Origin of the sequence: Prauserella alba, from assembly GCF_024171735.1 — a bacterium.
In the GTDB taxonomy this organism is placed as follows: domain Bacteria; phylum Actinomycetota; class Actinomycetes; order Mycobacteriales; family Pseudonocardiaceae; genus Prauserella; species Prauserella alba.
Genome location: NZ_JAMTCH010000003.1, coordinates 1,462,847 through 1,475,645, shown reverse-complemented (window position 1 = coordinate 1,475,645; position 12,799 = coordinate 1,462,847). Strand labels below are relative to the sequence as shown.

The following is a 12,799-nucleotide window of genomic DNA, read 5'->3' as shown; positions in this document are numbered from 1 at the left end:
GGCGGGCGGCGGGGAGCATGGTGATCACGCACCATCGAGGCGCCTGCCCGCTACTGTGACGGAGTCGGCCCACAACCAACGCCCGAACGACGAGGTGAACGACAACGTGCCTGGCCCTCTCAGTGGTCTGAAAGTCGTGGAACTGCCCGCCATCGGACCGGTTCCGCACGCCGGCATGATCCTGGCCGATCTCGGCGCGGACGTCGTCCGGGTGGAGCGCCCGTCCGGCGCGCTCGACATCCACGGCGGCGAACTCGACCATCTGATGCGGGGCAAGCGTTCGGTGGCGGCCGACCTCAAGGACGCCGACGGAACGCGGTTCGTCCGCGACCTCGTGGCACGGGCCGACGTGCTGCTCGAAGGGTTCCGGCCGGGCGTGGCCGAGCGGCTCGGCCTCGGGCCCGACGAATGCACCGCGGCCAACCCGCGGCTCGTCTACGGGCGGATGACCGGCTGGGGCCAGGACGGGCCGATGGCGAGGCAGGCGGGCCACGACATCAACTACATCAGCCTGACCGGGTCGCTGCACGCGATCGGCCGGGCCGAGGAGCCGCCCCCGCCGCCGCTCAACCTCGTCGGTGACTACGGCGGCGGTTCCATGTTCCTGCTCACCGGCGTCCTCTCGGCGTTGTGGGAGCGCGAGCGTTCCGGCAGTGGCCAGGTGGTCGACGCGGCGATGGTCGACGGTGCGAGCGTGCTCACCCAGCTGCTCTGGGCACTGCGCGGCGTCGGCGCCTGGTCCTCGGAGCGCGCGGGCAATCTGCTCGACTCGGGTGCCCCGTTCTACGACACCTACGTCTGCTCGGACGGCCGGTACGTCGCGGTCGGCGCGCTCGAATCGCAGTTCTACGCACACCTGATCGACGGTCTCGGCCTCGCTGCCGAGGCGCTGCCCGACCAGAACGACCGCTCCGGCTGGCCCGCGTTGCGGGCACGGTTCACGCAGGTCTTCGCGAGCCGCACGCGGGACGAGTGGGCCGCCGTCTTCGACGGCACCGACGCGTGCGTCACCCCCGTGCTGACCTGGGACGAGGTCGCCGACCATCCCCACGTCGCGGCGCGGCAGACGTTCATCGAGATCGACGGGGTGGTGCAGCCCGCCCCCGCACCGCGCTTCTCGCGCACGAGCCCGCCGGTACCCGACCCGCCGCACCGGCCGGGTTCCGACAACGACGCCGTGACGGCCGACTGGGGGCTCTGACCGGGAGCTGCCCGGCAACGCGGCACACCGCCCGCCCGCACCCGGACCGGTCACCGGCGGGACGGGAAGCCTTGGCAGGATGACCGGCATGGCCGACATCGAGATCCCGCGCCGCGTCGTGCACGGCATGATCGCGCTGTCCGTGCTGGCCGTGGCGGCGGTCGCGTTCATGCTGACCGAGGTCGAGCCGAACCTCGGCATGTGGGTGTTCGCCGTCGTGATGGTCCTCGCGGCCGTCGGTTTCTGGGCCGCGTACTTCTATCAGCGGGCGAAGAGCCGCCGCCGCGAATGAGGTGGACCCGGCCGGGGCGGCGGGAAATCGCCTCGCCCCGGCCGGGTCGCGGCGTGCTCAGCCGACGCGGTCGAGGATCCCGGACAGGCGCTCCCGCACCATCGGCGCCAACGTCTTCATGTACGCCTTCGTGATGTGGTTGTTGTCCAGGTAGACCAGCACGTTCCCGATCATCGGCGGGCATTCGGTCGGCGTGCAGAAGTAGTCGCTGAAGTCGGCGAAGTGCACGTTCTGCGGCATGTTCTCCACCGCCGTCCACGACGGCTGGGGGTCGTAGACCTTCTCGCGCGAGACCGAGCACGACGGGTGGTCCACACCGCGCTTCTCGGCACACTCGGCCAGGGAGCGGTTGTACCGCGGGTTGTCACGGGCGGCGATCACCGGGATGCCCGCCTCCTCCAGCGTCCGCCACTGCTCGACGTAGCCGGGTGGGGTGACCTCGTCCCGCAGCGGGTGGGCGTCCCGGCTGGCCATGGTGAACACGGCGTCGGGCTTGATCTCGAGGATCTCCTGCATGACCGTCTCGTTCCAGGCCGTGCACTCCGGGTTGTTGGGCGCCACCGTGGTGAGCGGGCAGCCGCCGCGGCCCATGGAGATGATCTCCCAGCCCGCCTTCTCCGCCGCGGGCCGCAGTGCGGCGTTGAACTGCTGCGAATGCGAGTCGCCTGCAACGACGATGCGCCGCGTCGGGTTCGGATGCAGGCTTTCGTTGCAGATGATCACGATCTCGTTCTTGTCCGAGTGGCGGCACTGCTCCTCGGTGAAGTTGTCGTACTGCTTGGGCAGCGCCGCGAACGGCGGGATCGGTTCGGCGTCGCCGGCGGCACGGGGCCCGTCGGGCGAGAGGACTTCCGCGCCGGGGTAGGCCGGGTCGTCCTCCTTCTGCACGAACGTGGCCCGTTCGACGGCAGCCAGCTGCCACGCACCCGCCAGGGCGAGCACGACCGCGAGCGTCGCCGCGCCGACCCGGTAGGACCCCCACACGGTGCGCGTGTCCAGTTTCGCCCGCAGTACCGGCTGTTCCACCAGGTGATAGGTCAGCATCGCCAGTGCCAGCGACACGGCGATGACGACCGCACCGCCGCGCAGGCCGACCTCGGGCCGGTCCCGCAGCATCACGTAGAACAGCAGCACGGGCCAGTGCCACAGATACAGCGAGAAGCTGAGGTTGCCCAGGTAGTTCAGCAGCCGTGACGAGAGGATGCGGTCGGCGCCGAGCACCGTGCCCGTTTGACCGGCCACCAGGACCAGCGCGGCCGCCACGACCGGCCACAGTGCCACGTAGCCGGGGAACATGGTGCCGACCTGCAGCACCAGGCCGCACAGCACGAGGCCCGCGACGCCGAGCCAGCCGAGCAGCACCCGGAGTGCCCTCGGCACGGCCAGCTTGTCGATGGCCAGCGCCACGAGCCCGCCGATGGCGAACTCCCACACGCGGGTCGCCGACATGAAGTAGGCGAACTGCTGGTCCGCGGCCGTGAGGTACACCGAGTAGGCCAGCGACCCGGCCGTCAGCACCGTCAGCAGGCCGATCAGCCACCGGTGCAGGTTCCCGCCGAGCCGCTTGACGACGAACGCGAACGCGGCGATCAACAGTGGCCACACGAGGTAGAACTGGCCCTGGATGGACAGCGACCAGAAGTGCTGCACGATGCTCGCCTGGTCGTGCTGGGCGAAGTAGTCGGCGGACTGGGCCGCCAGCTGCCAGTTCTCGAAGAACAGGGCCGAGGCGACGATCTCACCCGCGGTCTGCTCCCAGCGCGTCTCCGGCAGCAGGAAGTAGGCGCCGATGACGGTGCCGACGAGGACGGTCATCATCGCCGGGAAGAGCCGTTTGACGAACCGGCCCCAGGTGGCGCGGAACCGCACCCGGTCGCGCAGGCTCGCGCGGAAGAGCTGTCCGGTGATGAGGAAACCGGTGACGAAGAAGAACACGTCCACGCCGCCGGAGACCCGGTCCAGCCACACGTGGTAGATGACCACCAGCGCACAGGCGAGCGCGCGAAGGCCCTGCAGTTCGGGCCGGTACCGGGTCTTGCCCGGTGCCGGGGCGACCGGCGTCGACACCTCCGGCGGCGCTGGCGGCGACTGCGTCACGGCGTACCTCACTCTCCTTCTTTACCGGCGCTCCATGATGCCAACCCCCATTCAGGTGGTTTCCACCACTTCCGTGCACTGTGACGCAGAATGCGCCGAAAAGGTTGGCTCCGCCGCCGGGAAAATCGGAAACGATGTACGTCTCCCCTGGTCACCGCGTCGGGAGAGGGTGCGAACGCGGGCCTGGCCGCGGCCGGGACGTTCGGGGAGCGCGACGTCCGCGCGCCGCCCACCGCCGGCGTCCCGCGTCCGGAGCCGGAAGGGGGCGGCCGGACTCGAAGCCCGGCCGCCCCCTTCCGGCGGCACCGCGCCCGGGTTCAGTCCACCGCGAGCACCGCGGTGTCGATGTGGCCGCCGCGGATCATGCCGAACGACAGGGCGGAGTCGAAGCTCTCCTCACACGCCCGGACCCGCTTCTCGACCTTGCCGCCGCTCACGCCCTCACGTCCGGGCGGGCAGGATGCGGCCGGTGACGTCACCGAAGCCGATGCGGCCACCGTCTGCGCCCGGCGCGGTGGCGCTGATCGTCACCTCGTCGCCGTCCTCGAGGAACGTGCTCGTCCTCCCCGCCACGTCGACGGGTTCCTGGCCGCCCCAGGTGACCTCGATGAACGCGCCCCGTTCGTGCTTCCCGGAACCGGAGATCGTGCCGGAGGCGTACAGATCGCCCGTACTCGCGGCGGCGCCGTTCACGGTCAGGTGGGCCAGCATCTGGGCGGGCGACCAGTACATCTCCCGGTACACCGGACGGGAGACGACCTCGCCGTTCCAGCTGACGGCCAGGTCGATGTCCAGGCCCCAGTCCTGCTCCTCGGCCAGGTACGACAGCACCTCCGGCTCCTGCACCGGCCCGGCGACGCGGGCGGACTCCAGCGCCTGCAACGGCACCACCCACGCGGAGATCGACGTCGCGAAACTCTTGCCGAGGTTCGGCCCCAGCGGCTGGTACTCCCACGCCTGGATGTCGCGTGCCGACCAGTCGTTGACCAGCACGACGCCGAACACGTGCTCGGCGAACTCGGCGGTGGTCACCCGCGAGCCGAGCGGCGATCCGGCGCCGACGACGAAGCCGAGTTCCGCTTCGATGTCGAGGCGCTGCGACGGCCCGAACACGGGGCCGTCGTCGGTCTTGCGCTGTCCGCACGGGCGGGTGACGTCGGTTCCCGTGACCACGACGGTGCTCGACCGGCCGTGGTAGCCGACCGGCAGGTGCTTCCAGTTGGGCAGCAGCGGCTCGGAGTTCGGGCGCAGGATGCAGCCGAGGTTCGTGGCGTGGTGCTCGGAGGCGTAGAAGTCGACGTAGTCGGCGACGTCGAACGGGCGGTGCATCGTCACCGCCGACACCGGATGCACCGCCTCGTCGGGGATCTCCCCTGCGGCGAGGTCGGCGACCCGCCGCCGCACCTCGTCCCACCGGCCGCGCCCCTGTGCCATGAAGTCGTTGAGGGACGGGCGCGCGAACTCGGCGTCGCCGAGCGTCGCGGCGAGGTCGACGACCGAGTCGGCGACGCGCACGCCGACCCGCGGGCCGGTACCCGGCGTGGAGAACACGCCGTAGGGCAGGTTGTCGAGCCCGAACAGCGAGCCCTCGGGGATGGGGATGGTGGTCATGCGTTCACTCCTTGGCCGCCGCCGGCGCGGCGGGAATCAGGTCGAGTTCCACGAGCTCGGCGAGCGGCTCGAGGATGCTGCAGGTGCCGAACGAGACGAACGAGCGTCGCACGGTGCTGGCCCGCTCGGCGCCGAGGTCGCGGACCGCCGCGGCGATCGCCGCGCCGTCCCGCCGGGCCAGCAGCCCGGCGACCACGCTCTCGTCCGAGCCCTGCAGCGCTGCGTCGGTCGCGAGCAGCAGGTTGAGGAATCCGTGCTGTTCGAAGCCCGTCTCCGGATCGGTGTTGCGGATCGCGTGGTGCAGCCCCGCCGTGGCCTTGAACGCGATATCGGCACGTACGGCCGCGACGACGGCGGCCGCGAGCTCGGCCTCCCGCGGGTGCAGCTCGGCGCGGACCCCGCCGGTGCGGAACTTGGCCCGCAGACCGCGTTCCGCGAGCCCGGCGAGCACCGCCGGCCTGCGCTCGTCGCGCGGCACCTCGACGTGGATGGTCGCGTCCGGCAGGTCGAGCGCGTCGAGTTCGGCGAAGAACTCCCCCACGTCGCCGGGCACCGCGATCTCCGTGGCGACGATCCGCACGGGCAGCGCGGCCGCCGCTTCGACCGCGCCGGCGAGCTGGTCCGGACCCGCCGGTGCGGTGACCGCGAGTGCGAGCTCGTCGTCGGGCCGCAGCAACGGGCCCAGCTCGTCGAGGGCGGGCGCGGCCAGGACCAGTGGCCCGACGAGGTCACGGTAGGCGGCCGAGCGGTGGCCGCGGTGCCGGGACACCGCGTCGGGCAGCGGGGCGAGGCCCGGTGGGAACACCGCCGCGTCGTCACAGAGTCCGTGGGCGAACGCGGGCAGAGCAGGCGACGCCGGGGTCACCGGTTCGGCCCCCGCCCGGACCAGGTCCAGGCGTAGTTCGGGTCCTCGCACGCGAGGGCGCCCTCACCCAGTTCGAGCGGCCGGAACGTGTCGACCATGACGGCCAGTTCGTCGAAGAACTCCGCGCCGAGGCTCTTCTCCACCGCACCGGGCTGCGGGCCGTGCGAGTGGCCGCCGGGGTGCCAGGAGATCGAACCCTGTCCGATGCCCGATCCCTTGCGCGCCTCGTAGTCGCCGCCGCAGTAGAACATGATCTCGTCGGAGTCCACATTGGAGTGGTAGTACGGCACGGGCACCGACAGCGGGTGGTAGTCCACCTTGCGGGGGACGAAGTTGCAGATGACGAAGTTGTTGCCCTCGAAGGCCTGGTGCACGGGCGGCGGCTGGTGCACCCGGCCGGTGATGGGTTCGAAATCGTGCACGCTGAACGTGAACGGGTACAGGCAGCCGTCCCAGCCGACGACGTCGAACGGGTGCTCCGGGTAGACGAGGACGCTGCCGCCGATGCCGCCGCCGACGCGGTGTTTGACGTACACCGCCACGTCGGTCCCGTCCCGCAGCAGCGGTTCGGCGGGCCCGTGCAGGTCGCGTTCGCAGTACGGCGAGTGCTCCAGGAACTGGCCGTAGCGCGAGAGGTACCGCTTCGGCGGGGCGATGTGACTGCCTGCCTCGATCGCGTACGCCCGCAGCGGCCCGTCGCCGTGGGGCAGCCACCGGTGAGTGGTGGACATCGGCAGGAACACGTAGTCACCCGACGTGGCCTCCAGGCTGCCGAACACCGTCTCCACCGTCGCCTGCCCGGATTCGACGTAGACGATCTCGTCGCCGGTCGCGTTGCGATACAGCGGCGAGTCCTTCGTGGACACGACGTAGGACAGCCGCACGTCACCGTTGCCGAGGACGAGCCTGCGCCCGGTGACCACGTCCGTCTCGGCCCACGTCTCCTTCGGGAACAGGTCGTGCAGCTTCAGGTGCCGCGGCTTGAGCGGATGATTCGGCGTGGTGGACAGGTCGCCCGGCTCCCAGACCCGCGAGTCGACGATCGCCGACGGGACGCCGCGGTGGTAGAGCAGCGACGAGTCCGAGGAGAAGCCCTCCTCGCCCATGAGTTCCTCGTAGTACAGCCCGCCGTCCGGACGCCGGTGCTGTGTGTGGCGTTTCGGTGGCACGCTGCCGACCTGGCGGTAATAGGCCATGACTGCCTCCTTGCTGTCGCCTCGCCCGCGTACCCCGAGAGCACGCACACCTCACATTAGTTAATAGATGTACTAGTTTCAAGACGTAGGCAGGTCCAGCGGCGATGACAGGTGGGGCGTGGCCGACGGTGCTCGAGAGCGGCCGGCGGACCGCACGCTCGCTCGGGCGCCGAGAAACTCAGTTCCGGCCGCGGACGTCGAACTGGTCGCGGTTGGTGACGAGCTTGTCCAGCAGCATGATCAGGATGCGCTGTTCTTCCGGCGACAGCACGCCGGCCCATTCGTCCTCGCGCTCGTTGTGCACGCGGAAGACCTCGACCATCTCCTGATGACCCGTGTCGGTGAGCGACAGCAGCACCGAACGGCCGTCCCGCGACCCCGCCTCCCTGCTCAGTAATCCGTCGGACACGAGCGTCTTGGCCAGATTGGACACCGCGGCACGGCTCATTCCGGTCAGTTCAGCCGCCTTCTTCGACTCCAGCGGACCGGCCAGCCACGTGACGAACAACAGCCGGAACCCCGACCAGGACAGACCCCGTGGTCGGTGCACCGACGCCTCGAGGTCGTAGGTGACGATGTTCGACGCACGGTTGAGGGTCAGCAGCAGCTCGGTCGCGAGCTGGTGCCGGAAGCCGTACTCGCGGGCGAGCCTGCGATTGGCGAGCTCGACGAACGACCAGAAGTCCAGCTCGCCGGGATCACTCGCCGTCATGCCGCCAACCCTACCGCTCGGCCAATATAGTAAATACATAAACTACTATCCGATGGACCGGCCGTCCAGCCGTCGCCGGACCGCAGCCGTCGATGACGTACCGACGCGCGTCCACCTGCCCGCGCATGTCCTGCACTCGGCACCCCGTGTCCTGCACTCGGCACCGCGGGTTCTGCACTCAGCACTGCCGGGTCGCCGCCTCTCACCGGCGCGCGCTGACGCGGGACTGCGCTCACGCGGGTGCGCGCGATGTGGCCGCACGGACGTGCCCGGTACGCGCCGGCGCACGTCGCCCGCGCACCGGTCAGTCCGCGAGCCGGGCGGTCACACCAGGGGTTTGCCGGTGCGGAGCCGTCGCCGCACGTCGCGCAGGTAGGCGTTGTACGGGAACATGCGGAGCGGGATCGGTGACAGGCGGACCACCCTGCCGAGCACGCGGTTCATGGCGTCGAACCGCCGCTGTTGGCGCGGCGTCCACGTCAGCCGCATCTGGTCGCGGAACTCGCGCGGCAGGAATCCGGTGGTGACGAACAGGTTGAATCGGCGCAGCAGCAGGTGGAGCGGTTTCGGGAGGAACGAGGCGGTCGCGATGCCGTGGAGGTACTCGCGGACCGTGTCGTCGATGTGGACCTGCGCCAGGTTCCGCTGCCAGTACTCCTCGAACGCCGCGCGGCTTTCCGGCCACATGTCCTCGCGCACCTGCAGCGTCGTGCCGAGCGGGGCGGCCGAGCGGTAGATCTCGTCGAGCTCGTCGGCGGGCAACTCCCCCAGGTATGCGACGTAGACGTCTTCGAAACCCTTGTACAGGCACGCCGCGACCCACAACTGCAGCTCGGGGTCGAACGCGTTGTACTCGACCGGGCTCGACTCGTCGGAGCGCACCTGCGCGTGCTGCTTGTCGACGGCCCTGCGGTAGGCGCTGCGTTCCTCGTCGGTGCCGAGCATGGCGACCGCCAGGTAGGTCAGCGTGGTGCGCCCGCGTTTGAACGGTCGTTTGTAGACGTTGCCGTCGTCGACCTTGCTCTCCACCACGCCGTAGCCGACGCCGGGGCGCGCCAGCTGCATGATGATGTTCGCCGCCGCCGCGAGCAGCCCCGCACCGACGACGACGTCCCGGCGCAGGGTGGCCGCGGCGGAGGTGCCGCCGCCGGCCGCCCACTCCCCCACCCCGGCCTCGTCGCTCCGCTCCGTCCCGGCCACGGACCGCGGGGACCGGGCTGTCCGTTCGGTGCTCATCGGGCCTCCTTGCTCGACAAGATCCGCGAGGACCTCCACTGCACCCTGTTGACCTGTCGTGCCTCCGCCGATCCGCCCTCGTGGATTCGGCTGCCGTATCCGCCACATCTGCGAACGACTGTTGTCAGATATGAGACCGCGGTCGCGACGGGGATGTCAAGATGGAAGCCATGAGCAGCGCACCGCTCCGCACCTACGGCGGCGTCAGCGGCACCGACCGGCAGGCCGAACGCCGTGCCCAACTCCTCGAAGCGGGCCTCGATCTACTCGGCTCCGAGGAGGGGCCGCCGCACGCGCTCACGGTCCGCGGCGTGTGCCGCCGCGCGGGACTGGCCGCGCGGTACTTCTACGAGAACTTCGCCGACCGCGACGCGCTCGCGGCCGCGGTCTACGACCACGTTGTCGAGGGTATCGCCGCCACGACCCTCGAGGCTGTGCAAGAGGCGCCGGCCGACGCGGAGGCGAAGGTGCGGGCGGGACTGTCCAGGCTGGTGCGCACTGTCGCGGAGGATCCGCGCCGCGGCAGGTTGCTGTTCTCCCCGTCGATGGCCGACGCCGCGCTCGCACAGCGCCGGGCAGCCTCGACGCGCATGTTCGTCGGCCTGCTCGGCGTGCAGGCCCGCGAGTTCTACGGTGTCGACGGCGGCACGCGACTCGACATCCTGGCGGAGATGCTGGTGGGAGGCCTGGCGCAGACGCTCACGTCGTGGCTCGACGGCAGCCTCGAGGCCACCGAGGACGAGGTCGTGGACCACGGCGCGGAGCTGTTCCTCGCCGTGTCCGCCACCTGATCCGGACGGCCGAACCGTTCACACGACGTCGCGACCGCCGCCGAGCTCACCAGTGGCGTGCCGAACGCTTTCGCGGCGTTACCGTGCAAGCTATCCGAGCGTTATGGGACGACTCGACCGTTCCGGCCGCTACCCGGCCGGGGTGATGAATCGGGCGGGGACGTGGTCGGCAAGCCACACATGATCGTTGCCCGCGTAGAACGCGACCCCGGCCGATGACGCGGCCGTGGCGTCGATCGACAGGACGACCGGGTCCGCGCTCTTGCGACGACCGACTGCGACGGCTGTCCCGCGGTCCGCGGACAGGTGCACGAACTGCCGCCCCATCGGGGACAACCCGTCGACCTCGACCACGTCCCAGGTCCGCGGCGCGGTCCCGTGGAACAGCTGAGCAGGCGGCGTGTCCGGACGTTTCCGAATGCGCCCCGGCAACGAGTGACCGTACAACGCCCGAATGCGCTGCCCGTCGAGCTCATGCCGGCGTTTGGTCGACGTCTCGAGCATCCGCTCCAACGCCCCGCGGTCAACGGCCGGCCAGTCGCCTCCTTGCCGCCGCAACGCCGCGAGCAACTGCTCGACCGGGACCCAGCCCTCCTCGTCCAGCTCCAACTCGTACAGCCACGGCTCATGGCGTAGCGCGTGCGAGACCGCTCGGCTCAGATCGCCATCCCTCACCGTCACGCCGCAACCACCTCCGAACGCCGCTCGCCGATCTCAGCGACTACCCGAGGCATCGGGCTCTGTAAGCCGAGCGGCGAACCCTGTGCCGTACCCGTACGGATCATCTCCCGATGGGATAGGACTTGAGCACAACGGCATCGTTCCCCTGCTCCTCGGCAAGCGGATCCGGGTGTCACAGACATTGTCAGCAGACCCGCTACTGTTTGACACATCGCGACCCTGACCAACTACTCAACCGAAGCGCGCGACTCCGAATATCCTCTTCGTATACATCCCGGTTTTCGGGGTCGTCCTCCCACTCGCTTGCAAGTCCGACGAAAGCGCGTAACTCGGACTCAACGGAAGGCGCAAGTCGAGAAATGCGCCAAATTTCCCGAGCAGTATCGATCGGCTCCAACTCTCCGCTCGTAAGCAATCGAGCCACCTGAGCCGCTACGAGCGTGCCGGCCCGGGCCTCAGTCATCTCACACAGGCCCACATCGTCCGCGAGCGCACCAAGGAGAGATTCCACCTCCTCAGTCGCATCATCTGGAAGAACAGATAAGGCAACAACCTTCTCCTGGGTATCACCGTCGGCCACGAGGCACTGGGCCCAGTCAATAACATCGGACGGGCCAACGAGCCTCAAGAACCTCCGCGCCAGAAGAAGGTTCAGATCCTCCGCGAATCGGTGCGTCATGGCATCCACCAGAACTTGGTCTTAAACTCTGTTCGCAACCCTGACCGGGCGTTCTCGTACCAATGGGTCTCGAACTGAAGACCATCTTGCCCACGATACGAAGTGCTGCCCATCTTGGCCCAGTCCCGTGGATCGCCCCCATACTGCCGAGCCGACCGATCTGATGCTCGCAGCTTGACTCTACTTCCAGCCCCGGCAAGCGAGCGTCCAACCCCAGACGTCTGCTACTCACTGGCCAACTGGCACCCCAAGTTCCGACCCGCAACTGCGGCTTCGGCACCGCTCGCATTCTTTGCGGCTTCGCTGGTGTCTGTGAAGCCGTAGGACTCGCCTTCGCTGCTGCTGGCACCGGGTTCGGTGACGCCACCGTCGATGGCCGTGCATTCCCAGCCGGTGCCGTTGCGTCGGACTTCACCGCCGGTGGCGCATTCTTCGCCGATGAGGTGGCTGGTCTGCACACCGTCGGGCTCGGCGGCACCATCGGTCTGCTGTTGTGGTTGGTACGGGTCGGTGTCGCTGGTGGGGTTGAGGACTCCGAGGTGCACTGGTGGTGCGCCTTCGGCTTCCTCGATCGCACGCTGCACTGACGGAGCGATCACCGGGCGTGTCGAGGCGTCCGGCAGGGCGTGCGGGGTCATGGCGTCGTTGATGACCCGTTGGCGCCGCGCGGCCAGCCATGCTTGGTAGGCCCGCTGGGCCGCCGCGGGCGGTGGGCGCAGCAGCGGCCGCGGTCTGGCTACCGCACCATCAGTTCCAACGACGGCGGACCGGCCACGACCTCGATTCGGCCGAAGTCACCCTCGATCGTGTAGCGATCACCATGAACCTCGAATCGGTCGAACGAGCCGAGATCTTCCTCGTCTGAGGCATCGGTCGCAGGGACGCCGCACCCGCCCGTCCACTCACATGCCGTGACCGATGCGAAACATAAGCGGCCACGGCCGTAGCAGTACTGCTCCCCGGCCACTGGCGGCCGGTAATCGGGGTGTGACTCACGAAGGACCACATCGACATCGAAGGTCAGCCTCCCCTGCTCTGGGGTAAATGCCCAGCACCCAGCTGTCCTCGAGATAGACATCCTCGAACCCGGGGATACTCCAGTAGTCGCTCATCGCTGTCACCAGTCCCACTCGATCGGTGTGTGGTTTCCAAGGCTCTTCCGTGTGACTCGGTTGCCGTACGGATCGACGCGGAAGCCGTCTGCGTTGCGGAGCTCGACGTGCGGGCCACCGCTGCCAGGACGGTTCAATCCCGACGGCTCGGATCACCCAGCCATATCAACAAGCTCCGAGCGAGCTCGACCACGGGGAACCCAGGCTCGTCCAAGACGGTCACATGACCGTCCACCACGCGGAGGCGAGCATCCAGGGAGACCAGAAAGTCGACTCGGGCGGCGCCCCGACATTCATCAGTGTTCAAGCGGTCGTAGGTCATCTCC

12 protein-coding genes are annotated in these 12,799 nt (G+C 69.2%); 3 read left to right on the top strand and 9 right to left on the bottom strand.

Going from position 1 to position 12,799, the window contains the following annotated elements; genetic code table 11:
• Positions 1-106: 106 nt before the first annotated feature.
• The gene (locus tag LY12_RS06740) at positions 107-1,201 is read left to right on the top strand and encodes a CaiB/BaiF CoA transferase family protein (RefSeq protein ID WP_253854040.1); all 1,095 of its coding nucleotides are present in this window, start codon (positions 107-109) and stop codon (positions 1,199-1,201) included.
• A gap of 79 nt (positions 1,202-1,280) precedes the next feature.
• On the top strand, positions 1,281-1,493 hold the full coding sequence (locus tag LY12_RS06735; protein ID WP_253854038.1) for a hypothetical protein: 213 nt from the start codon (positions 1,281-1,283) through the stop codon (positions 1,491-1,493).
• 57 nt (positions 1,494-1,550) lie between these two features.
• Here LY12_RS06735 and LY12_RS06730 read toward each other — a convergent pair whose 3' ends face one another.
• The 6 genes from LY12_RS06730 to LY12_RS06705 all read right to left on the bottom strand — a co-directional run bounded on the left by LY12_RS06730 (position 1,551) and on the right by LY12_RS06705 (position 9,210).
• Positions 1,551-3,590, bottom strand: coding sequence for an acyltransferase family protein (locus tag LY12_RS06730; RefSeq protein ID WP_253854037.1), 2,040 nt, complete (start codon positions 3,588-3,590; stop codon positions 1,551-1,553).
• Between the two features lie 441 nt (positions 3,591-4,031).
• Entirely contained in the window at positions 4,032-5,201 is a 1,170-nt protein-coding gene (gene fahA, locus LY12_RS06725; protein WP_253854036.1) for a fumarylacetoacetase, read from the bottom strand.
• Positions 5,202-5,205: 4 nt separating this feature from the next.
• Entirely contained in the window at positions 5,206-6,066 is an 861-nt protein-coding gene (locus tag LY12_RS06720) for a hypothetical protein (RefSeq protein WP_253854035.1), read from the bottom strand.
• Positions 6,063-7,262 (bottom strand): homogentisate 1,2-dioxygenase, encoded by a 1,200-nt coding sequence (locus LY12_RS06715; RefSeq protein WP_253854034.1) that lies wholly within the window; start codon positions 7,260-7,262, stop codon positions 6,063-6,065. The genes LY12_RS06720 and LY12_RS06715 overlap by 4 nt, the downstream gene beginning before the upstream one ends.
• A 178-nt stretch (positions 7,263-7,440) precedes the next feature.
• Positions 7,441-7,974, bottom strand: a complete 534-nt coding sequence (locus LY12_RS06710) for a MarR family winged helix-turn-helix transcriptional regulator (RefSeq protein ID WP_253854033.1) — start codon at positions 7,972-7,974, stop codon at positions 7,441-7,443.
• Between the two features lie 324 nt (positions 7,975-8,298).
• Entirely contained in the window at positions 8,299-9,210 is a 912-nt protein-coding gene (locus tag LY12_RS06705) for an oxygenase MpaB family protein (protein WP_253854032.1), read from the bottom strand.
• A 170-nt stretch (positions 9,211-9,380) separates the two neighbouring features.
• On the opposite strand from LY12_RS06705, the gene LY12_RS06700 reads away from it, so the two are divergent.
• Positions 9,381-10,001 (top strand): TetR/AcrR family transcriptional regulator, encoded by a 621-nt coding sequence (locus LY12_RS06700; protein ID WP_253854030.1) that lies wholly within the window; start codon positions 9,381-9,383, stop codon positions 9,999-10,001.
• A gap of 129 nt (positions 10,002-10,130) precedes the next feature.
• On the opposite strand, the gene LY12_RS06695 is transcribed toward LY12_RS06700, so the two are convergent.
• The 3 genes from LY12_RS06695 to LY12_RS26345 form a co-directional block, all read right to left on the bottom strand.
• The gene (locus tag LY12_RS06695; protein ID WP_253854028.1) at positions 10,131-10,682 is read right to left on the bottom strand and encodes an RNA 2'-phosphotransferase; all 552 of its coding nucleotides are present in this window, start codon (positions 10,680-10,682) and stop codon (positions 10,131-10,133) included.
• A 903-nt stretch (positions 10,683-11,585) separates the two neighbouring features.
• Positions 11,586-11,999, bottom strand: a complete 414-nt coding sequence (locus LY12_RS06690; RefSeq protein ID WP_253854026.1) for a hypothetical protein — start codon at positions 11,997-11,999, stop codon at positions 11,586-11,588.
• A gap of 607 nt (positions 12,000-12,606) precedes the next feature.
• A complete protein-coding gene (locus tag LY12_RS26345) occupies positions 12,607-12,795 on the bottom strand; it encodes a DUF7878 domain-containing protein (protein ID WP_443678882.1) in 189 nt (62 codons plus the stop codon).
• Positions 12,796-12,799 lie beyond the last annotated feature (4 nt).